Below are 19,979 nucleotides of genomic sequence, written 5' to 3'. Positions count from 1 at the left end.
TTGAACCTGACATTGGTGTCAGGTTCTACGGTACCGGCATGACGCAGACACGACAGACCCCTGCCGCCGCATCCCGCCTCTTCGAACCCGCCCGCCTCGGCGGCCTGGAGCTGTCCAGCCGCCTGGTGATGGCCCCGCTGACCCGCAACCGCGCGGGGGCCGACGGGGTGCCCGGGGAGCTGATGGCCACCCACTACGCGCAGCGCGCCTCGGCCGGCCTGATCATCGCCGAGGGCACCACCCCGAACGCCGTCGGGCAGACCTACCCCCACATCCCCGGCATCCACACCCCGGCGCAGATCGCCGGGTGGCGCCGGGTCACCGACGCCGTGCGCGCGGCCGGCGGGCGGATGTTCCTCCAGCTCCAGCACGGCGGCCGGGTCGGGCACCCCGACACCAGCGGGCACGTACCGCTCGCGCCGTCCGCCGTGCGCTTCCCGGAGCCGCTGCACACCCCGGGCGGGCTCCGGGACGGGGTCACGCCCCGCGTGATGGGCGAGGAGGACGTCCGCTCCACCATCGCCGACTTCGCGAGCGCGGCGCTGGGCGCGGTCGAGGCGGGCTTCGACGGGGTGGAGGTGCACTCGGCCAACGGCCACCTGCTCCACCAGTTCCTCGCCGGGAACACCAACCTGCGCACCGACGCGTGGGGCGGGTCCGTCGAGAACCGGATCCGGTTCCCCGTCGAGGTGGTCCGGGCCGTCGCCGATGCCGTCGGCCCGGAGCGGGTCGGCGTGCGCATCTCTCCCGGGACGAACGTCAACGGCGTGCGGGAGGAGGACACCGGGGTGCTCTACCCGGCGCTGGTGGCGGCCCTGGCGGACCTGCGTCCGGCCTACCTGCACCAGGTCCACGCCGACCCGGACCAGCCCCTCTTCGCGGAGATCCGCAGGGCCTGGCCCGGCACCCTGATCGCCAACCCCCGCCTCTCCCACGAGGAGCTCGCCGCCGACGCGGGCCTGCGCCGGGGCGAGCGGCTGCTGGCCGCGGGCGCCGACCTGGTCGCGCTGGGGCGGGGGTTCCTGGCCAACCCCGACCTGGTGGAACGGCTGCGCACGGGCGCCCCGCTCAACGCGCTCCGCCCCGAGTTCCTGATGCACGTACAGGGCGCCGAGGGCTACAACGACTACCCGGAGCTGTCCGGCGCGGCGGTGGCGGCGGCCTAGGGGCGGAGGGAGCGGAGCAGGAGGTCGGCGAGGTGGTCGGCGACCTGGTGCGGGGTGAGCGGGCCGTCCGTGCGGTACCAGGTGGACAGGTGGTGCACGGAGCCGAAGTAGTAGTCGACCACCAGGTCGGCGGGGGTGGCGGTGGCGAAGACCCCGGCGCTCATGCCCTCCTCGACCAGGGCCCGGAACCGCTCGTGGTAGCGCCGGCGTTCGGCCCGTACCTGCTTGTACTTCTCGGGGCTGAGCTGGTGCATCGACCGGAAGAAGATCATCGCGTCGTCGAGGTTCTCGATGGTGGTGACCACGACGTCCGCGGCGGCGGCCCGCAGCCGCTCCTCGACGGGGGCGTCGGATCCGGCCACGGCGTCGAGCCGCTGCTGCTGGAGGCGCAGCATGCGCGCGTACACCTCGTGCAGCAGGTCGTCCTTGGAGCCGAAGTAGTGGTAGAGCGCCCCCTTGGTCACCCCGGCCGCCTCGACGATCTCCTGGACGGAGGTGCGGTCGTAGCCGCGTTCGGCGAAGAGCCTGGTGGCGACGGCCAGCAGCCGCTGCGGCACCGGGGTCTCCCGGTTTCCGTCCTCGGGGCCCTCGGTGGTCCTGGCGGCCATGGCGCTCGCCTTCCTCTCCTGATCCTCCGACTGTTTTCAGCCGCGGTCGCGCAATTCTCGTCGCAGGATCTTGCCACTGGTGGTCTGCGGAAGGACAGGCAGGATCTCCACCTCGCGCGGGTACTTGTACGCGGCCAGGCGCTCTGCGCAGTAGGCGGTGATTTCCGCCGGTTCGGCCGAGGCGCCGGGGCGCAGGCTGACGTACGCCTTCACGCTCTCCCCCCGGTAGGCGTCGGGGACGCCGACGACGGCCGCCTCGCGCACGGCGGGGTGGCTGTAGAGCACGTCCTCGACCTCGCGGGGCCAGACCTTGAACCCGGAGGCGTTGATCATGTCCTTCTTGCGGTCGACGACGTAGAGCCAGCCGTCGGCGTCCATGAACCCGACATCGCCGGTGCGCAGTTCGCCGTCCGGGAAGGCCGCGGCGGTGGCGTCGGGCAGCCCCCAGTAGCCGGGGACGACCTGCGGCCCGCGTACGGCGATCTCCCCGGTCTCCCCGAGCGGGAGTTCGGCGCCGTGCTCGTCGAGGACGCGCACGAGGGTCTGCGCGCCCGGGACCCCGACGGAGAGGGTGCCGGTGGCGGGGTCGACGGGCGCTTCGAGGTGCGCGGGGACCGAGGCGCAGGGGGCGGTGCACTCGGTGAGGCCGTAGCCGTTGCGCAGGTAGAACCCGAAGGAGGCGCGGAGGCGTTCGACGAGCGCGGGCGGGAGCGGTGCGCCGCCGGAGGAGATCACCTGGAAGGAGGCGAAGTGGTCCCGGGTGGCGTCGGGGTGCGCGGCGAGGGCGGTGAAGGCGGTGGCCGGGCCGATGGTGTAGGCGGGGCGGTGTTCGAGGAAGGCGTCGAGGACGGCCCCGGGGTGGAAGCGGTGGGCTAGGACGAGGGTGCCGGCGTTGACGAAGCAGGCGGCGAGCTCGCAGACCAGGCCGGTGATGTGGAAGAGCGGGGCGAGCGCGAAGTACCCGGCGCCCTCGGGGACGGGGTGGCCGGTGACCTGGCGGGTGGCGTTGTAGGTGATCGCCCCGTGCGGGTTCATGGCGCCCTTTGGGGTGCCGGAGGTGCCGGAGGTGTAGCTGATGAGGGCGGTGTCGGCGGCGGCGGGCCCGGGTCCGGCCGGGGCGGGGTGGCCCCGGCGGGCCACGTCGAGCAGGTCGGCGGCACCGGGCGCGCCGACCTGGTCCGGGACCCGGGGCGGGAGGACCCGGGGGTCGTCGCGGGTCTGGAAGTCGGTGGGCCGGGCGGTCAGGACGGTCCGTACGGCCGAGCCGTCGACCGCGTCCCGCAGGTACTCCTCCCACGCGGCCGCCCCGCACACCAGGGCGACCGCCCCGGAGTCGCGCAGGACGTGCCCGGCCTCCCCCGCCTTGTACATCGGGTTCAGCGGGACGACGACCGCCCCGGCCTTCCACGCGGCCAGCACCGCGAGGACGAAGTGCGGGGTGTTCTGCAGCATGACCGCCACCCGGTCGCCCCGCCGGGCGCCCCGTCCCGCGAGGTACCCGGCCAGCGAGTCCGAGAGGGCGTCGGCCTCGGCGTACCCGATCCGCCCGTCGAAGTACGCCAGGGCGGTGCGCCCCGGCGCCCGGGCCACGGCGGCCCGGAAGGCGTGCAGCACGCTGGCCGGCGGCGTCACGGGCGCCAGCTGGGCGGGGCTCAGCCGGCCCAGCCACGGCCGGGCGGCGTACGGGGACGCGGAGGGGGGCGCGGAAGAGGGCGTCACGAGCCCTCCCACTTCTGCTGGAGGCGGTTCATGGAGTGCAGCCAGCGGTCGGGGTCGGTCGCGCGGGCGGCGTGGAAGTCCGCCACCTCGGGGTGCGGGAGGATCAAGAACCGGCCCTTCTCCATGCCGTCGAACAGCGCTTCGGCGACCGTTTCCGGCTCGATCGCGGTGGGCGCCAGGACCAGATCCCCCGCCGAACCGGAGGCGGTCAGCATGTCGGTGCGCACCCCCTGCGGGCAGATGGCGTGGACCTGGACGCCCCGGTGGCGGTAGGTCAGCGACAGCCATTCCGCGAAGGCGAGGGCACCGTGCTTGGTGACACTGTACGGGGCGGCTCCGATCATGGTCAGGAGCCCGGCGGCGGAGACGGTGGACACGAAGCGGCCCCTGCCGCGCTCCAGCCAGTCGGGCAGCAGGGCCCGCGCGGCGCGCACGTGCGCCATGACGTTGGTGTCCCAGGCGGCCTCCCAGACGGCCTCGTCGGCGAAGGCGTCGCCGCCGGAGGCGAGTCCGGCGTTGGCGCAGTACACGTCGACGGTGCCGCCGAGGGCCTCGCGGGCCTCGGCGACGATCGCGGAGGCGTCGCCGGGGACGGCGACCGCCCGGCCGCCGGCCGCGGCGACGGCACCGGCCACGGAGGCGGCCTTGGCGGCGTCGAGGTCGTTGACGACGACGGTGGCCCCCTCGGCGGCGAAGCGGTGGGCGAGGGCCGCGCCGATGCCGCCGCCCGCGCCGGTGACGACGACTCGCTGGTCCTGGTACGCGCTCGCGCTCACGGGGGTCACCTCTCGTCACTGCCGGCTGCCGGCCGGACCGGCCGGATCCCGGCAGACTAACCAGTCGGTATGTGACGGCGGAAGGGGTGCGGGCCCTAGCTTGGCGGGATGACCTTGTCGCGACGCGGGGTGCTGGGGATGGCGGGGGCCGTGGGGGCCGCAGGGGCCCTGGGAGGCGCGGGGGCCGGACCGGCGGCCGCCGCCGGGCGGGTGCGCACCGGCTTCGAGCGGCTCGCCGCCGACGGGTACGCGGAACTCGCCGGGCAGCGGGTCGGGGTGGTCACCAACCCCACCGGGATCACCGCCGACGCCCGCCACCTGGTCGACGTACTGCACGCCGACGAACGGGTGGACCTGGTGGCGGTGTTCGGGCCGGAGCACGGCTTCCGCGGGACGGCCCAGGCCGGCGGGTCCGAGGCGGCGGGCCGCGATCCGGCGACCGGGCTGCCGGCGCACGACACGTACGGCAAGAGCGGGCAGCAGCTCGCGGACGTGTTCACGGCGGCCGGGATCGACACGGTCGTCTTCGACATCCAGGACGTCGGAGCACGCTTCTACACCTACATCTGGACCCTGTACGACTGCATGCGCGCGGCCGCGCTGGCCGGCAAGGCGGTGGTGGTGCTGGACCGGCCCAACCCGGTGGGCGGGCGTCGGGCGGCCGGGCCGGTGCTGGAGCGGGCGTACGCGAGCTTCGTGGGCCGGGAGCCGATCGCGCTGGCGCACGGGATGACGGCGGGCGAGCTGGCCCTGCTGTTCAACGGGGAGTTCCTGAAGGCCGCCGGTCCGCGGCTGCGGGTGGTGCCGGTGTCGGGCTGGCGGCGCGGGTCCTTCTTCGGGGAGACCGGCCTGCCGTGGGTGCCGCCGAGCCCGAACATGCCGACCCCGGACACGGCGCTCGCGTACGCGGGGACCTGCCTCTTCGAGGGGACCAACCTGTCCGAGGGGCGGGGTACGACCACTCCCTTCGAGGTGGTCGGCGCGGAGGGGGTCGACCGGCGGTGGTCGGAGGCGGCGAACGGGCTGGGGCTGCCCGGGGTGTGGTTCCGCGAGACCTGGTTCACTCCCGCGTTCTCCAAGCACGCCGGCAAGGTCTGCGGCGGGGTCCGGCTGGTCGTGCACGACCGGGAGGCCTTCGATCCGGTGCGGGCGGGGATCGGGCTGCTGGTGACGGCGCGGCGGGTGTGGAGCGGGTTCGGGTGGCGGGCGGACCACTGGATCGACCGGCTGACCGGCTCCGACCGGGTGCGGACCATGGTGGACGCGGGCGCGGGGGTGGAGGAGGTCGCGGACGCCTGGGCGGCCGGGCTGGCGGGGTTCACGGCGGTGCGGGCGGGGTACCTGCTGTACCCCTGACCGGGGCCGGGGCCCCGCCGGGGGACGGGACGGGGCTCTTCGCGGGACGGGCCGGGGGCTCTTCGCGGACCGGTGGCGTCGCGGGTCTGGCCGACGCGGCCCGGCGGCGGGATGCTGCGAGCACCGGAGGCGGCGCGCGGGAAGGGGGAGGCCATGGTGGACGACGGTGGTGCGGCGGTGGCCGGAGCCGGGATCGGAGTGGGTCCGTACCAGGAGCTGACCTTCGACGCCCAGGGCGACGTGGATCCGGCCACGCGGGCGGCGGTGGCCCGGATCGAGGCGACGGACCTGCTGGTCTTCGCCCACGGCTGGAACAGCGACCGGTCCACCTCGACCCGGCTCTTCGACCGCTTCTTCGCCCCCTTCCCCGGACTGGTGGGGGCGGGGGTGCGGCTGGGGTACGTGGGGGTGGTGTGGCCGTCGATCCGCTTCCCCGACGAACCGATCCCGGACTTCGACCCGCACGGCGCCCTCCCGGGGGCGGAGGCCGGGGCGGAGGCCGGGACGGCTCTGGACGACGCCACGCGCGCGGCGCTCGGGGTGTTCTGGCCGGGGCGGGAGGCCGAGCTCGACCGGGTCGCCGCGCTGCTCGCGGAGCGGCCGGAACCGCCCGCGGCGTTCGCCGAGTTCGGGGCGCTGGTACGCCGGCTCGTGGACGCCGAGGCGGCGGGCCCGGCCGTCGGCCCGGGGGTGCCGGCCGTGGGCCCGGAGGTGCCGGCCGTCTTCGTACGGGACACCGTCGAGGTGTGCCGGGCCCTGGCGGAGGCCCTGGCCGAGGCGGGGGCCGCTCCGGCGGCGGCGCTCGGCGGCGGGGCGCGCGCCCTGTGGGGCGGCGCCAAGGAACTGCTGCGCCAGGCCACGTACTACGAGATGAAGAAGCGCGCCGGGCTGGTCGGCGAGCACGGCCTCGGCCCGGTCCTCACCGACCTCGCGGGCCGCCGGCCGGCCCTGCGCGTCCATCTGGTCGGCCACAGCTTCGGCGCCCGGGTGGTGTCCTTCTCGCTGCGGGCCGTGCCGGACGGGGCGCGGCACGTGAAGTCGCTGACGCTGCTCCAGGGGGCCTTCTCCCACTACGCGTTCAGCGACCGGCTCCCCCACGACCGGCGGCGCGGCGGGGCCCTGGGCGGGCTCCAGCGCCGGGTGGACGGACCGGTGGTGGCCTGCCATTCCGCGTACGACTCCGCGCTGCGCGTGTTCTACCCGCTGGCCTCCCGGATGGCGGGCGATTCGGCCGGTCTCCTCGGTTTCGACGAACGGTGGGGCGCGGTCGGGCACGACGGGGTGCGGGCGGTGCCCGGCGCGCCGCGGCTGAGCCTGGAGGCGGCCCTGCGGGACGGGCTGCCGGGGGCGGGTTGCGTCAGCGTGGACGCGGGCTCCGTGGTGCGCCGGGGCGGTGCGCCGTCGGGGGCGCACAGCGACATCTGCCATGAGGAACTGGCCCGGATCGTGGTCGGGGCGGGGCGCATGGGGCGCTGAGTTCCGGCCATGTGCCACCCGCACGCCTCGACCGCCCCCGCATGCGCCCACATCCTGCCGGGCATGTTGGGCACGTCACGGGGGGTTGCTTCGTTCGACGGAGTGACGCGGTCAGCGGTGTGGGCATGGCACGGCGGAGGTGAAGGTACGGTGGCAGGTTTTCGGAGTCTCGCCTATCAGGTGCGCGACGCGCGCAACGACCGGGCGCTGCGGCGCCATTCGCTGCGCCGCTGCCTGGAGCGTTTCGCGCCCTACGGGCACCGGGCGACGTGGTGGCACCTGTGCGACCGGCACGGGATCGCCCCCGAGGACCGGGGTGCGGACCCGCTGCGGCTGGTCGCGGCGCTGGAGGAGCTGGAGGAGGCGCGCGCGGTCTGGCTGGAGTACGAGCGGCAGTTCGCGGAGCGCCGCAGACGCGAGAAGCACGACGGTGTGCGGCGGCCGGAGTGGGCCTGGGGCGGCAGCGGGGACGCCGTGGTGCGGTGCGCCGACCCGGACGTGCGGCCGGAGGGGACGCTGGCCGAGGTGCTGCGGCGGCTGGTCGCGGCCCTGGAGTCGGAGCCGGGGACGGCGTGCCCGGTCTGCGGCGAGGAGGAGCTGAGCTGGCCGGCCGCCCTGTCGGGACCGTCGGCGTGGGCCGGGGCGTGGGCGTGGGACGGGCCGGTGTGCGGGGGCTGCGGGATCGTGGTGCCGCGGCCGGCGCTGGCGGAGGCGGCGGTGGGGCACCAGGCGGCGGGCGCGGCGTGAGCGGGTCGGGCGGTGCGGGCCGTGGGAGCGCGGGCGGCGCGGGCGCGGGGGTGCTCCAGGTCGCGCTGAACGGCTCGCGGGGCGCGGCCGACGGGGTGGCGGTGCCGCTGTCCCCGGGGGATCTGGCCCGGTCGGCGCTGGAGGCCGTGGCCGCCGGGGCGGGCGAGGTGCTGGTGCACCCGCGGACCCCGTGCGGGCGGGAGAGCCTCTCGCCCCGGGTGGTGGGGCCCCTGCTGGAGGAGATGCGCGGCGCGGGGGTCCGCGTACCTCTGACGGTGCCGGCGGGGGTCGCCGCCGAGCCGGATCCGGCGGGGCGGCTGGAGCGGGTGCGCTCCTGGGCGGTGCTGCCGGACCGGGCGGCGGTGTCCTTCGCGGAGCCGGGGGCGCGGGAGCTGGCGGTGGCCCTGCTGGAGCGCGGGGTGGCGGTGGACGCGGTGGTCCCGCTGGGCGGCGGGGCCGGGCCGGAGCCGCTGGCCCGGTTCCTGGAGTGGGCCGCGCCGGAGCCGTCCCGGGTCCGGCTGGTGGCGGAGCTGGCGGAGGCCGATCCGGCGCTGGTGGCGGGGCTGCGGTGGCTGCCGCCGGTGCCGGTGGTGCTGTACGGGCGGGAGGCCGCCGCCTGGCCGGTGCTGCGGCTGGCCGCGCGGTGCGGCACGGGAGCGCGGATCGGCGTGGCTCAGGTGCTGCGCCTTCCGGACGGGCGGGCGGCACGCTCCAACGCCGAACTGGTGGCGGCCGCCCTCGGCTTGCGGGACGGCGCCGCCACCGGGGCGGCTACTGGGACAGCCTGGAGCCGGTGAAGCTCTCGCCGAAGACGTCGTCCGGGTTGGACAGCGCGCAGTTCTTCAGCGAGAGGCAGCCGCAGCCGATGCAGTCGTCCAAGTGGTCGCGCAGGCTGCTGAGTTGCTGGATCCGCTGGTCCAGCACGGTGCGCCAGTTCTCGGAGAGCCGCGCCCAGTCCTCGCGGGTGGGGGTACGTTCCTCCGGCAGCTGGGCCAGCGCCTCGCGGATGCTGGCGAGGGGGATGCCCACGCGCTGGGCGGCCCGTACGAATGCGACCCGGCGCAGCGCCTCGCGGCTGTAGCGCCGCTGGTTGCCGGAGGTGCGGCGGCTGCTGATCAGCCCCTTGGTCTCGTAGAAGTGCAGGGCGGAGACGGCGGCTCCGCTGCGCGCGGACAGCTGGCCGACGGTGAGTTCGTGGACTTTCTCGGGAATCTGCGGCACACGGCCGAGCCTAGTCGGAGGTCCGTTGACAGACGCAGCGGCACCCCAGCATGCTGAGCAAGCGCTTATTCGACTGAGGGGCCGGAGAACGGCCGTGGGCAGCGGGAGACAGGGGCAGGGGCATGGCCGAACCGAGGATCTTCACGTCCGCCGAGGAGCTGCACGCCGGCATCGGCGAGCCGCTCGGCCCGAGCGGGTGGCTGGAGGTGGACCAGAAGCGGATCGACCTCTTCGCGGACGCGACCGGCGACCACCAGTGGATCCACGTGGACCCGGAGCGCGCCGCCACCGGACCCTTCGGCTCCACCATCGCGCACGGCTATCTGACGCTGTCGCTGCTGCCGAGCCTGGTGCCGCAGGTCATGCGGGTCGAGGGCATGCGGATGGGCATCAACTACGGCACGGACAAGGTGCGCTTCCCGGCCCCGGTCCCGGTCGGCTCGCGGCTGCGCGCCACCGCCGTGATCACCTCGGTCACCGAGGCGGGCGGCGGCGTACAGGTCGCGGCGACGGTGACCGTGGAGCGCGAGGGCGGCGAAAAGCCCGTGTGCGTGGCGGAGTCGGTGTCCCGCTACTACTTCTGAGCCGCCCCGGCGGCCGGGCGGGCGCCCACCATCCGGAGCACGAGGTCGGCGTACAGCGCGCCGACCTCGTCGGGCGTGCGCTGTCCGGCGGTGCTGAACCAGCGGGCCACGTCGATGCACAGCGACAGCACGGCGAGGGTGGTGCCCGGGACGTCGGGAACGTCGAACTCCCCGGCCCGCACGCCGTCGGCGAGGATCCGGCGCACCGCGGCGTCGCTCCGCCGGCGCAGGGCGACGATCTCGGAGCGGTGCTCCGGGGCGAGCGCGTCGAGCTCGTACTGCACGACGCGGGCGGTGGTGTGGTGCGCGGCGTGCCAGCGCACGAAGGACCGTACGGCCGCGTCCAGCCGGTCGGACGCCGCCCCCGGACCGGCGGCGGCGGTCTCCAGGATCTCCAGCGCCTTGTCGTGACCTATCCGACTGATCCTGTGGAGCAGTTCTTCCTTGGTCTTGTAGTGGATGTAGAGCGCGGCCGGACTCATGCCGGCCCGGCCGGCGATGTCGCGGGTGGTCGTCGCGTGGTACCCGCGCTCGGCGAAGGCGTCGACGGCCGCCACGAGCAGCCGCCGCGCGGCGTCGGGGGTGACCTCCGACCACGGCACGTAGCCGTCGGTCGTCTCCGCCGCGCTGTCCATCGCTCGCCCACCCTCTTCGTCCTGTAGGAAGACGTCAGCTTACCGGAGGGTGAGCAAGCGCTTAGGGCGCCGGAGGTCCCGGGGGCTATTTCGGCGAGAAGGGGTCGTACTCCGCCATCATCTTCTCCATCCGCGCCTGGTCGACCCGGCTGACGATCTGCGTGGCCTCCTGCCGGTCGCGGACCACCTTGGCCAGGGTGAAGGCGGAGGTGGTCAGGTAGAGGACGGCGATCCCGAGGAAGGCCCGGACCCAGCCGTCGACGTCCATGTTGTAGATCCCCACGGCCACGGCGGCCAGGGCGATGCCGAAGGAGGCGACGGCCTGGCCGTAGTACGCCCCCGTGTTCTGCTGCTTGACCGGTGTCTCGTTCATCGGCCCAGCATCGGACGCCGTGACGCGGACCACATCCGCGCGGGTACTCAGACGCGTACTCATGCGCACCGGTCTCAGAAGGCGGAGACCCCGGTGCGGGCGCGGCCGATGAGCAGCTTCTGGATCTGGCTGGTGCCCTCGTAGAGGGTCATGACGCGGGCGTCGCGCAGCAGCTTCCCCGCCGGGTACTCGTCGACGTAGCCGTAGCCGCCGTGCACCTGGAGGGCGTTGCTCGCGGCGCGCACCGCCGCTTCGGAGGCGAAGAGCTTGGCGGTGGAGGACTCGGTGGCGAAGGGCCGGCCGCGGTCGATCAGGTCGGCGACCCGCCAGGTCAGCAGCCGGGCGGCGTCGACGTCGACCGAGATGTCGGCGATCAGCTCCTGCACCAGCTGGTGGTGGGCGATCGGCTTGCCGAACTGCTCGCGCCGGGCCGCGTACGAGACCGCCGCGTCCAGCGCCGCCTGGGCGATGCCGACACAGCCGGCGGCCACCGACATCCGCCCCTTGGCCAGCGCCGACATCGCCACGGAGAAGCCCTTGCCCTCGGGGCCGAGCATCGCGGAGGCGGGGACGCGGACGCCGTCGAGGGTCAGCTCGGCGGTGGCCTGGCCGCGCAGGCCGAGCTTGCCGTGGACCTCGCGGCGGGTCAGGCCGGGGCTGTCGGCGGGGACCAGGAAGGCGGAGATCCCCCGGTGGCCGGGGGTGGCGGGGTCGGTCCGGGCGAAGAGGAGGACCACGTCGGCCCAGGTGCCGTTGGTGATGAACATCTTGCTGCCGCTGATGACGTACGCGTCCCCCTCGCGCACGGCGCGGGTGGTGAGGGCGGCCGCGTCGGAGCCGGTGCCGGGCTCGGTGAGGCCGAAGCAGCCGAGCGCCTCGCCGGAGCACAGCCCGGGCAGCCAGGCCCGCTTCTGCTCCTCGGTGCCCCACGCGGCGACGGTCTTGGCGACGAGCCCGAGGGAGACGGAGACGATGCCGCGCACGGCGGAGTCCCCGCGTCCTAGCTCCTCGGTGACGAGCACGTAGGAGAGGTGGTCGCCGCCGGAGCCGCCGTACTCCTCGGGGACGGTGAGGCCGAGGAAGCCGAGGCCGCCGAGCTTCTTGACGATGGAGCGGTCCACGCTCTCGGCGCGGTCCCACTCGGCGGCGTACGGGGCGATCTCTCGGTCGGTGAACGCGCGGGCGAGGCGGCGCACGGCCTCCTGCTCCTCGCTCAGCTCAAGGTTCACGGCGCCCTCCGGGGCGTGGTCCGGCCGCTCGCGGGCTCTTAAACTAGCGGCGGTAGTTTATGGCGGGGCAGGGCCTACTATGTGGCGCATGGCCAGACCGCGCAAGCCCCTCCTCAGCAGAGACCGCATCGTCGAGGCGGCGGGCGCGCTCGTGGACGAGGAAGGGCTGGAGGCGGTCTCGACGCGAAGGCTGGCCGCCGCCCTCGGGGTGAGCGGACCCTCGCTCTACAACCACTTCCGGACCAAGGACGCGATCCTGGAGGCCGTCGCGGACGCGGTGAGCGCGAAGGTCGACCTGTCGATGTTCGACACCGGGTCCTCCGGGTCCTCCGGGTCCGGCGGCGGGACCGGTGGCGGGTCCGATGGCGGGCCCGTCGGCGGCACGGACTGGCGGGGCGCCCTGTACGACTGGGCGCACTCGTACCGGGAGGCCCTGGCGGACCATCCGAACATCGTGCCGGTTCTGGCCCGCGGGCCGGGCCGGCGCCCGGCGGGCCTGCGGCTGGCGGACGCCGTGTTCGGCGCCATGACGGCGGCGGGGTGGCCCCCGGCCCAGGCGACCCGGATCGGGGCCCTGATGCGGTACTTCATCCTGGGCTCGGCGGTGGCCTCGTTCGCCGGGGGTTTCGTGGACGACGAGACGGCGTACGACCCGGCGGACTACCCGCACCTGGGCCAGGCCCACCTGCTGGCGGAACGCCGCCGGGAGGTGGACGAGGGCGCCTTCGAGACGGGCCTGACGGCGCTCCTGGACGGCCTGGCCCTCCAGTACGAGGCCCTGCGGGCGGGCGCGCCGGGGGCGTAGGGCCCGCCGCGCGCCGCCCGCCCCGGCTGTTAGAAGACCACCAGCGAGCGGCCGCCCTTGCCCGCGACCATCGCGTCGAAGGCGGCCGGGATGCCGTCGAGGGTGATGCGGTCGGTGACCATGGAGCCCAGGTCGAGGCGGCCGGCCCGGACGTGTTCGGCGATCACCGGGAGGTCGCGGGCCGGGTCGCCGTTCCCGTACACGCAGCCGCTGAGGGTGCGGGCGAAGTGGAAGATCTCCAGCGCGTGGAAGGCCACCTGCTGGTCCTTGCCGCCGATGCCGACGACCGTGGTGCGGCCGCCCCGGCGGGTGGACTCCCAGGCCGTGCGGATGGTCACGGCCCGGCCCGCGCACTCCACGGCCACGTCGGCGCCCTGCCCGCCGGTGAGGCCGCGGATCTGCTTGGCGGTGGTGTCGCCGGCGAGGACGAAGTCGGTGGCGCCGGCGGCGCGGGCCAGTTCCTCCTTGGCCGGGGAGACGTCGACGGCCACGATCGGTCCGGCCCCGGCGATCCGGGCGGCCTGGAGGGCGGCAAGGCCGACCCCGCCGACGCCGAACACCGCCACCGACTCGCCCGGGCGGACCTGGGCGCTGTGGTGCACGGCGCCGTAGCCGGTCAGGACGGCGCAGCCGAGGAGGGCGGCCTCGGGGAGCGGGATCCCGGCGGGCGCGGGCAGCACGCAGTTCGCCGCGACGACGGTCTCCTCGGCGAAGGCGGCGACGTTGAGCCCGGGGTGCAGCTCGTTGCCCTCGGCGTCGTGGGCGTAGACCGCACCGACCCCGGCCAGGGCGTTGGCGCAGAGCCAGACCTCGCCGATCCGGCAGTGGTGGCACTCCCCGCAGGACGGGGCCCAGTTGAGCACCACCCCGTCGCCCGGGGCGACGTGGGTGACGCCCTCGCCGACGGCGAGGACCGTCCCCGCGCCCTCGTGGCCGAGGACGGCGGGGACGGGCACCCGCATGGTGCCGTCGGTGAGGGACAGGTCGGAGTGGCAGACCCCGGCCGCGGCGAGCCGCACCCGGACCTGGCCGGGTCCGGGATCGGGCAGCACGATGTCCCGTATCTCCAGCGGGGCTCCGACGGCGGGCAGGATGGCGGCGCGGACCATGGTCGTCGTCTCCATGTCTTCGGGACAGCGGGGCTTCAGTACAGCGGGGCTTCGGGGGCCTTCGGCTCAGGGGGTCAGAACTGCAGGGACTTGGTCTGGAGGTACTCCCCCAGGCCGTGCGCGCCCAGCTCGCGGCCGACACCCGACTGCTTGTACCCGCCGAAGGGCGCGAGCACGTTGAAGCGGCCTCCGTTGATGTCCACCTGGCCGGTGTCCATACGGCGGGCGAACGCCACGGCCGTCTCCTCGTCCTCGGCCCACACCGCGCCGCCCAGGCCGTAGACGGTGCCGTTGGCGATGCGCAGGGCGTCGTCGTGGTCCTCGTAGGGGAGGATCGCCAGCACGGGGCCGAAGATCTCCTCCTGGGCGATGGTCATGTCGGGGGTGACGTCCGCGAAGACGGTCGGCGGGACGAAGTACCCGCGCTCGTGCGGCGCGTCGAGGCCGCCCGCGACGAGGCGCGCGCCTTCCGCGACGCCCTTGTGGATGTACGAGCGCACGCGGTCGCGCTGGGTGGCGTTGACGACCGGCCCGAGGCGGGTGGCCCGGTCGCGGGGATCGCCCGAGGGGTACGCGGCGACGGCGGCGGCCGCGAGGGCGACGGCCTCCTCGTGCTGGTCCCGGTGGACGAGCATGCGGGTGAGCGCGTTGCAGCTCTGGCCGGTGTTGTTCATGACGTGGCCGACGCCCGCCGCGACGGCCTTGGCCAGGTCGGCGCCGGGCAGGATGACGTTCGCCGACTTGCCGCCCAGTTCGAGGGCGACGCGCTTGACGGCGGCGCCGGCGATGGCGCCGATCTTCCTGCCGACGGCGGTCGAGCCGGTGAAGGAGACGAGGTCGACTCCCTCGTGCTCGGCCAGCGCCTGGCCGGCGACCGGGCCGGTGCCTGTCACCAGGTTGAAGACTCCGGCCGGGACGCCCGCCTCGTGCACGGCTTCGGCGAAGAGCTGTGCGGTCAGCGGGGTGTCCTCGGCCGGCTTGAGGACGACGGTGCAGCCGGCGGCGAGAGCGGGTGCCACCTTTGCAACGACCTGGTGCAGGGGATAGTTCCAGGGCGTGATGGCCCCGACCACGCCGACGGGCTCCATGAAGACGGTGGAGTTCCCGACCCGCTCCTCGAAGGCGTAGGAGGCGGCGAGTTCGGCGTACGAGGAGGAGACCGCGATCGGGGCGCCGACGTGCACCGCCTCCGCGAAGCCGAGCGGGGAGCCGAGCTCGGCGGTGACGGTCTCGGCGAACTCGCCCTTGCGGGCCACGAGCACGTCGCGCAGGGCGCCGATCAGCGAGGCCCGCTCGGCCGGAGCCGTGGCCGCCCAGCCGGGGAAGGCCGCACGGGCCGCGCGTACCGCCGCGTCCACGTCCTCGGCCGTCCCGGCCGGAACGCTGCCGATGACCTGCTCGTCGGCCGGGTTGACCACCTCGATCCGGCCGGTTCCGGCGGCGGGCCGCCATTCCCCGCCGATGTACATCCCGTCGTGGGTCTTCATGGCATTCCTCCCGGGCACCTACGAGCGCGTGGACCTGACCTCGCCGACAACACCCTACAAACTAGCGCCGGTAGTTTTCGGCCCGCCAGGGGCCCGGGGGGGGTCAGATGATGCCGAAAAGCATCCCCGCCGCCAGGACCACGAGGGAGGTGAGGGCCGCCCACTTCACGGTGAACCGGGTGTGGTCGCCGAACTCGACCTTGGCCATGCCGACGAGGACGTAGACGGCCGGAACCAGTGGGCTGGACATGTGCAGGGCCTGACCGACCAGGGAGGCGCGGGCGATCTCCAGCGGGGAGACCCCGTGCGCGGCGCCCGCCTCGGCCAGTACCGGCAGGACACCGAAGTAGAACCCGTCGTTCGACATGAAGTAGGTGAGGGGCAGGCTCAGCAGGCCGGTGACCAGGGCCATGTGCGGACCCATCCCCTCCGGGATGGCGCCGACGAGCCAGTCGGCCATGTGCTTGACCATGCCGGTGCCGGTGAGGACGCCGGTGAAGACGGCGGCCGCGAAGACCATGCCGGCGACGTTGAGGACGTTGTCCGCGTGGGCGGCGATCCGGGCCTTCTGGTCGGGCATGTGGGGGAAGTTCACGGTGAGGGCGAGGGCGGCGCCCAGGAGGAACAGCACCGGGATGGGCAGCAGCTCCATGATCATCGCGGTGAGCAGGGCGACGGTGAGGCCGGCGTTGAACCAGTAGAGGCGCGGACGCAGGGTCGGGCGCCGGGGGTCCAGCCCCTGGAAGCCGTCACCCTCGGCCGGCGCACCGGCAGCCCCGGCAGGGACCTCGGCGGCGGGGGATCCCGCGCCCGTGGCGAGGGCGGGGGCGGAGCCGGTGGCACGGGTCCGCGAGGCGGCCTCCCCGGCGCCGGGACCGGCCGTCACCAGGGACTCCTCCACGGCCTCTTCCGCGGTCTCCGCGCCCGGCATCACGAGGGAGCCGACCCGGCGGCGCTCCCTGACGCCGAGGACGTACGCCAGGACGAAGACGAACAGCAGGCCGACCGCGAGGGCCGGGATCATCGGGACGAAGATGTCCGCCGCGTCGAGCTTGAGGGCCGTGGCCGCGCGGGCGGTGGGACCGCCCCAGGGCAGGGTGTTCATCACGCCGTTGGCGGTCGCGGCGACACCGGTCATGACCACCAGGCTCAGCCCGAGCCGCTTGTACAGCGGGTACATGGCCGAGACGGTGATCATGAAGGTGGTCGACCCGTCCCCGTCGAGCGAGACGATCGCGGCGAGGACGGCCGTGCCGACCACCACCCGCATGGGGTCCGCCTTGCAGAAGCGCAGGATGCCCCGGACGATCGGGTCGAAGAGGCCGACGTCGATCATCACGCCGAAGTAGACGATGGCGAACATCAGCATGGCGGCGGTCGGGGCGAGCTTGCCGACGCCGTCGATGACGTAGTCCCCCAGGTGCGCGCCCTTTCCGGCGAACACGCAGAAGAGCGCGGGGATGAGGACGAGCGCCGCGATGGGCGACATTTTCTTCAGCATGATCAGGACCAGGAAGGTCGCGATCATGGCGAAGCCGAGGAAGGTCAGCATGCAGGGAAGGTAGGTGCCGCCTCCTTGGGCCAACAAGACGTCCGCGCGTGAGCAATACGAGCAAAACCCCAGCTCAGGGCAGGGGTGTCAGGGTGACGGGGAAGCCGTTGAGCACTGCCGTGCCCGACAGCGGGTCGAGGCGGGTGCCGTCGAGCAGCTGGTTCACGTTGACCCCCGGGTCGGCGCCGGCCACCGTGAGCCGGGTGCCGTCGCGGTCGTGGCCCCAGCCGTGCGGGAGGCTGACGACACCCGTACGGACGGCGTCGGTGACCTCCACCGGCGCCTCCAGGCTGCCCCCGTCGGCGGTGATCCGGGCGCGGCCGCCGTCGGCGAGACCGAGCCGGTCCGCGTCGGCGGGATGCACCTGGAGGGTGCACCGGTTGGAACCTCCGGTGAGGGCCGGGACGTTGTGCAACCAGCTGTTGTTGGAGCGCAGGTGGCGGCGACCCACGAGCACCAGGGCGGCGGGGCGGGCGGCGAGCGCCGCGCGCAGCCCGGGGAGCTCGGCCGCGATCGGCTCCGGGAGCAGCTCGATCCTGCCGCTGCGGGTCCGGAGCAGGCCCGGGAGCCGGGGCCGCAGCGGGCCCAGGTCGATGCCGTGCGGGTGGGCGAGGAGCCGCTCCAGGCTGAGCCCGGCCGCCTCCCCGGGTACGGCCCCGGCCGCGTCCCCGGCTGCGGCCGCACGGGTGCGCGTACGGTCGTCGGCGCCGAACAGGTCTCCGTACGGGCCCAGCCGGAGCATCAGGTCGAGCCTGCGCTCCGGTCCGGACTCGCCGGTGAGGAGCCCGGCCAAGGCGGCCGGGTCCGCTCCGTGCAGGGGGGAGCGCCGGTCGGCGGTCTCCTTGGCGAGGGCGGCCTGGATCGCCATGTCGTCGACGGCGGACGGCTGGAGGGAGCCGTGCCGGCCGGAGACGGCCAGGACGAGGCGCGCGTGGATCTCGCACTCGTCAAGCCGGTCCGCTTCGAGGGGGACGGCGGGCCGGGTGTAGCGGACCTGGTTGCGGACGGCGAACCCGTTGAACGCGAAGTCGTGGTGGGCGGTCTGCGAGGGCGGCGGCGGGGGCAGGACGACGTGGGCGTGGCGCGAGGTCTCGTTGAGGTACGGGTCGACGCTGACCATGAAGTCGAGCCCGGCGAGTGCCGCGTCGAGCCGTCGGCCGTCCGGGGCGGACAGCACGGGGTTGGCCCCGATGACGATCAGGGCTCGGATGCGTCCCTCCCCGGGGGTCTCGATCTCCTCGGCCAGGGCGGCGGTGGGCAGTTCGCTCTTGGCCTCGGGGTGACCGCTGACCCGGCTGTGCCAGCGGCCGAGGGCGAATCCCCTGCCGGGCCCGGCGGGCCGGGGCCGGGGACCGGCCGCCGGGAGCGGGAAGAGGGCGCCGCCCGGCCGGTCGAGGTTGCCGGTGAGGATGTTCAGTACGTCCACCAGCCAGCTGGCGAGCGTCCCGTGTTCGACGGTGGTGCTGCCGATCCGCCCGTAGACGGCGGCGGTCGGCGCGGCCGCCAGCTCCCGGGCGAGGGCGCGGATCCGGTCGGCCGGCAGGTCGCAGGCGGGGGCGACCGCCTCGGGAGTGAAACTCCCGAGCGCGTCGGTGAGTTCCCGGAGTCCTTCCGCGTGCTCCGTGAGCGCTCCGGGGTCGGCGAGCTTCTCGGTGAGCAGGGTGTGGGCGAGCGCGGCCAGCAGCAGGGCGTCGCTGCCGGGGCGCGGCGCGAGGTGCGTGTCGGCGAGGGCGGCGGTGCGGGTGCGCCGCGGGTCGACGACGACGAGGGTGCCGCCCCTGGCGCGGAGGGCCTTGAGTTTGCCGGGGAAGTCGGGTGCGGTGCACAGGGAGCCGTTGGACTCGACCGGGTTGGCGCCGATGAGCAGGAGGAAGTCGGTGTGGTCGAGGTCGGGGACGGGGATGGCGAAGGGGTCGCCGAACAGGAGCCCGCTGGAGACGTGTTTGGGCATCTGGTCGAGGGTGCTGGCGGTGAAGAGGTTTCGGGTGCCGAGGGTGTTGACGAGGAGCGGCGGGTAGAGGGCGCCCGCCATGGTGTGGGCGTTGGGGTTGCCGAGGACGATGCCGACGGACTGGGCGCCGTGTTCCCGGACGAGGGCGGGTACGGCGGCGGCGATGGCGTCGTAGGCCTCTTCCCAGGTGACCTCGCGGAGTCGTCCGTCGCGGCGGACGAGGGGAGTGCGGAGCCGGTCGGGGTCGGCGTCGAGGGCGCCGAAGGCGGCGCCCTTGGGGCAGATGAAGCCGCGGCTGAAGACGTCGTCGCGGTCGCCCCGGGCTCCGGTGACGGTGGTGCCCTCGATGGTCAGGGTGAGGCCGCAGGTGGCTTCGCAGAGGGGGCAGATTCGCGGGGCGGTGCGGGGCATGGGCCCTCCTGGGGGCGTCAGGCTGCGGCGCGGGCACGGCGGCGGCCCGAGCATACCGACCGGTAGGCACGGAGGGGAGGGGGCTGCGGCACCCGGTCGGTCCCATCGCCGGGCGCCCGCCGCGCGGGGTCAGTCCAGGACGCGGGCCAGGTAGGCGTGCATCATCGCCCGGGTCTCGGTGACGATGCCGGGGTCGCCCGCGGGGTCGGCCCGGAAGGCCAGCTGGACCAGCGCGTCGGTCGCCTCGACGGCCACGAGGACCGCCCGGGACAGTTCGGGCCCCGGGGTGAGGCCGAGGTGGTCGCACAGGAGCCCGGTCAGGCGTGCGGCGACCATGTGGTTGGGGTCGGAGGCCGGTCCTTCGGCGGGTGGGGCGGGCACTCCGAAGTCCACGAGGGCGAAGCCGGGGACGCTGCGCTTCATGGCCAGGTACTCGTCCAGCACGGCGTCCACGACGGGCCGCCAGTGGGTGGCCGGCAGCAGGGCGAGCCGCCGCTCGATGCCCTCGGCGTAGTGCTCCAGGTTGCGCTGGGCCAGGGCGACGGCCATGGCCCGCTTGTTCCCGAAGAACCGGTAGACCGAGCCGATGGGCACGCCGGCGCGCAGGGCTACGGCGCGGGTGCTGAGGTTCTCGTAGCCGGTCTCGTCGAGGAGTTCGGCGCAGGCGTCGAGGATCCGGGCGAGGCGGTCGGCGCTGCGCTGCTGGACCGGGGTCCTGCGCAGGGGGTGGGCGGGAGGCACGGGGTCCATCATGCCGCTCCTGGCTCGTGGGTC

Annotated in this window: 19 protein-coding genes; 7 read left to right on the top strand and 12 right to left on the bottom strand. The window is 74.6% G+C overall.

The features are described from left to right. Positions 1–38 precede the first annotated feature (38 nt). Entirely contained in the window at positions 39–1,166 is a 1,128-nt protein-coding gene (locus OG553_RS26885) for an alkene reductase (RefSeq protein ID WP_405981440.1), read from the top strand. Here OG553_RS26885 and OG553_RS26880 read toward each other — a convergent pair. The 3 genes from OG553_RS26880 to OG553_RS26870 are packed head-to-tail and all read right to left on the bottom strand — an operon-like array spanning position 1,163 to position 4,269. After that, entirely contained in the window at positions 1,163–1,774 is a 612-nt protein-coding gene (locus tag OG553_RS26880) for a TetR/AcrR family transcriptional regulator (protein WP_405981439.1), read from the bottom strand. The two genes, OG553_RS26885 and OG553_RS26880, sit on opposite strands and share 4 nt — an antisense overlap. Before the next feature lie 36 nt (positions 1,775–1,810). Further along, positions 1,811–3,493 carry a class I adenylate-forming enzyme family protein gene (locus tag OG553_RS26875; protein WP_405981438.1) on the bottom strand — a complete coding sequence of 561 codons (1,683 nt, stop codon included), beginning with the start codon at positions 3,491–3,493 and terminating at the stop codon, positions 1,811–1,813. Beyond that, positions 3,490–4,269, bottom strand: a complete 780-nt coding sequence (locus OG553_RS26870) for an SDR family NAD(P)-dependent oxidoreductase (RefSeq protein ID WP_405981437.1) — start codon at positions 4,267–4,269, stop codon at positions 3,490–3,492. The genes OG553_RS26875 and OG553_RS26870 overlap by 4 nt, the downstream gene beginning before the upstream one ends. Positions 4,270–4,377: 108 nt before the next feature. Here OG553_RS26870 and OG553_RS26865 point away from each other — a divergent pair, with 108 nt between their 5' ends. The 4 genes from OG553_RS26865 (at position 4,378) to OG553_RS26850 (ending at position 8,645) form a co-directional block, all read left to right on the top strand. After that, entirely contained in the window at positions 4,378–5,625 is a 1,248-nt protein-coding gene (locus OG553_RS26865; RefSeq protein WP_405981436.1) for an exo-beta-N-acetylmuramidase NamZ domain-containing protein, read from the top strand. A 153-nt stretch (positions 5,626–5,778) separates the two neighbouring features. Continuing rightward, a complete protein-coding gene (locus OG553_RS26860; RefSeq protein ID WP_405981435.1) occupies positions 5,779–7,101 on the top strand; it encodes a serine-threonine protein kinase in 1,323 nt (440 codons plus the stop codon). A 150-nt stretch (positions 7,102–7,251) separates the two neighbouring features. Then, on the top strand, positions 7,252–7,848 hold the full coding sequence (locus OG553_RS26855; RefSeq protein WP_405981434.1) for a hypothetical protein: 597 nt from the start codon (positions 7,252–7,254) through the stop codon (positions 7,846–7,848). Then, the gene (locus OG553_RS26850; RefSeq protein ID WP_405981433.1) at positions 7,845–8,645 is read left to right on the top strand and encodes a 3-keto-5-aminohexanoate cleavage protein; all 801 of its coding nucleotides are present in this window, start codon (positions 7,845–7,847) and stop codon (positions 8,643–8,645) included. Before OG553_RS26855 ends, OG553_RS26850 begins: the two co-directional genes overlap by 4 nt. Here OG553_RS26850 and soxR read toward each other — a convergent pair. Then, positions 8,620–9,069 carry a redox-sensitive transcriptional activator SoxR gene (soxR, locus tag OG553_RS26845; protein ID WP_405981432.1) on the bottom strand — a complete coding sequence of 150 codons (450 nt, stop codon included), beginning with the start codon at positions 9,067–9,069 and terminating at the stop codon, positions 8,620–8,622. The two genes, OG553_RS26850 and soxR, sit on opposite strands and share 26 nt — an antisense overlap. 122 nt (positions 9,070–9,191) lie before the next feature. Between soxR and OG553_RS26840 the strand changes: the two genes are divergently transcribed. Then, positions 9,192–9,653: a MaoC family dehydratase gene (locus tag OG553_RS26840; RefSeq protein ID WP_405981431.1), complete on the top strand. Its 462-nt coding sequence runs from the start codon at positions 9,192–9,194 to the stop codon at positions 9,651–9,653. On the opposite strand, the gene OG553_RS26835 is transcribed toward OG553_RS26840, so the two are convergent. From OG553_RS26835 to OG553_RS26825, 3 genes are all read right to left on the bottom strand, one after another. After that, positions 9,644–10,288, bottom strand: coding sequence for a TetR/AcrR family transcriptional regulator (locus OG553_RS26835; RefSeq protein ID WP_405981430.1), 645 nt, complete (start codon positions 10,286–10,288; stop codon positions 9,644–9,646). The two genes, OG553_RS26840 and OG553_RS26835, sit on opposite strands and share 10 nt — an antisense overlap. Positions 10,289–10,373: 85 nt before the next feature. Continuing rightward, positions 10,374–10,661: a YiaA/YiaB family inner membrane protein gene (locus OG553_RS26830; RefSeq protein WP_405981429.1), complete on the bottom strand. Its 288-nt coding sequence runs from the start codon at positions 10,659–10,661 to the stop codon at positions 10,374–10,376. 74 nt (positions 10,662–10,735) lie between these two features. Further along, positions 10,736–11,890 (bottom strand): acyl-CoA dehydrogenase family protein, encoded by a 1,155-nt coding sequence (locus OG553_RS26825; protein WP_405981428.1) that lies wholly within the window; start codon positions 11,888–11,890, stop codon positions 10,736–10,738. Between the two features lie 88 nt (positions 11,891–11,978). Between OG553_RS26825 and OG553_RS26820 the strand changes: the two genes are divergently transcribed. Further along, positions 11,979–12,695: a TetR/AcrR family transcriptional regulator gene (locus tag OG553_RS26820; protein ID WP_405981427.1), complete on the top strand. Its 717-nt coding sequence runs from the start codon at positions 11,979–11,981 to the stop codon at positions 12,693–12,695. Positions 12,696–12,724: 29 nt separating this feature from the next. On the opposite strand, the gene OG553_RS26815 is transcribed toward OG553_RS26820, so the two are convergent. The 5 genes from OG553_RS26815 to OG553_RS26795 form a co-directional block, all read right to left on the bottom strand. Next, on the bottom strand, positions 12,725–13,804 hold the full coding sequence (locus tag OG553_RS26815; RefSeq protein ID WP_405983149.1) for a Zn-dependent alcohol dehydrogenase: 1,080 nt from the start codon (positions 13,802–13,804) through the stop codon (positions 12,725–12,727). A gap of 74 nt (positions 13,805–13,878) precedes the next feature. Beyond that, a complete protein-coding gene (locus OG553_RS26810) occupies positions 13,879–15,291 on the bottom strand; it encodes an aldehyde dehydrogenase family protein (protein WP_405981426.1) in 1,413 nt (470 codons plus the stop codon). Between the two features lie 103 nt (positions 15,292–15,394). Next, entirely contained in the window at positions 15,395–16,843 is a 1,449-nt protein-coding gene (locus OG553_RS26805) for a CitMHS family transporter (RefSeq protein ID WP_405981425.1), read from the bottom strand. A 73-nt stretch (positions 16,844–16,916) separates the two neighbouring features. Beyond that, on the bottom strand, positions 16,917–19,205 hold the full coding sequence (locus OG553_RS26800) for a molybdopterin-dependent oxidoreductase (RefSeq protein ID WP_405981424.1): 2,289 nt from the start codon (positions 19,203–19,205) through the stop codon (positions 16,917–16,919). 129 nt (positions 19,206–19,334) lie between these two features. After that, positions 19,335–19,955 carry a TetR family transcriptional regulator gene (locus tag OG553_RS26795; RefSeq protein WP_405981423.1) on the bottom strand — a complete coding sequence of 207 codons (621 nt, stop codon included), beginning with the start codon at positions 19,953–19,955 and terminating at the stop codon, positions 19,335–19,337. Positions 19,956–19,979: the final 24 nt, after the last annotated feature.

It is taken from the genome of Streptomyces sp. NBC_00158 (genome assembly GCF_045160885.1).
Taxonomy (GTDB): domain Bacteria; phylum Actinomycetota; class Actinomycetes; order Streptomycetales; family Streptomycetaceae; genus Streptomyces.
Note: the sequence above shows the minus strand (reverse complement) of the source record. Positions and strands in the feature narration are given on the sequence as shown.

Coding starts and splice junctions, on each gene's coding strand:
- OG553_RS26885 (WP_405981440.1), top strand. CDS start 39: ATGACGCAGACACGACAGACCCCTGCCGCCGCATCCCGCCTCTTCGAA.
- OG553_RS26805 (WP_405981425.1), bottom strand. CDS start 16,843: ATGCTGACCTTCCTCGGCTTCGCCATGATCGCGACCTTCCTGGTCCTG.
- OG553_RS26865 (WP_405981436.1), top strand. CDS start 4,378: ATGACCTTGTCGCGACGCGGGGTGCTGGGGATGGCGGGGGCCGTGGGG.
- OG553_RS26795 (WP_405981423.1), bottom strand. CDS start 19,955: ATGGACCCCGTGCCTCCCGCCCACCCCCTGCGCAGGACCCCGGTCCAG.
- OG553_RS26835 (WP_405981430.1), bottom strand. CDS start 10,288: ATGGACAGCGCGGCGGAGACGACCGACGGCTACGTGCCGTGGTCGGAG.
- OG553_RS26860 (WP_405981435.1), top strand. CDS start 5,779: ATGGTGGACGACGGTGGTGCGGCGGTGGCCGGAGCCGGGATCGGAGTG.
- OG553_RS26815 (WP_405983149.1), bottom strand. CDS start 13,804: ATGGTCCGCGCCGCCATCCTGCCCGCCGTCGGAGCCCCGCTGGAGATA.
- OG553_RS26800 (WP_405981424.1), bottom strand. CDS start 19,205: ATGCCCCGCACCGCCCCGCGAATCTGCCCCCTCTGCGAAGCCACCTGC.
- OG553_RS26820 (WP_405981427.1), top strand. CDS start 11,979: ATGGCCAGACCGCGCAAGCCCCTCCTCAGCAGAGACCGCATCGTCGAG.
- OG553_RS26810 (WP_405981426.1), bottom strand. CDS start 15,291: ATGAAGACCCACGACGGGATGTACATCGGCGGGGAATGGCGGCCCGCC.
- OG553_RS26840 (WP_405981431.1), top strand. CDS start 9,192: ATGGCCGAACCGAGGATCTTCACGTCCGCCGAGGAGCTGCACGCCGGC.
- OG553_RS26880 (WP_405981439.1), bottom strand. CDS start 1,774: ATGGCCGCCAGGACCACCGAGGGCCCCGAGGACGGAAACCGGGAGACC.
- OG553_RS26830 (WP_405981429.1), bottom strand. CDS start 10,661: ATGAACGAGACACCGGTCAAGCAGCAGAACACGGGGGCGTACTACGGC.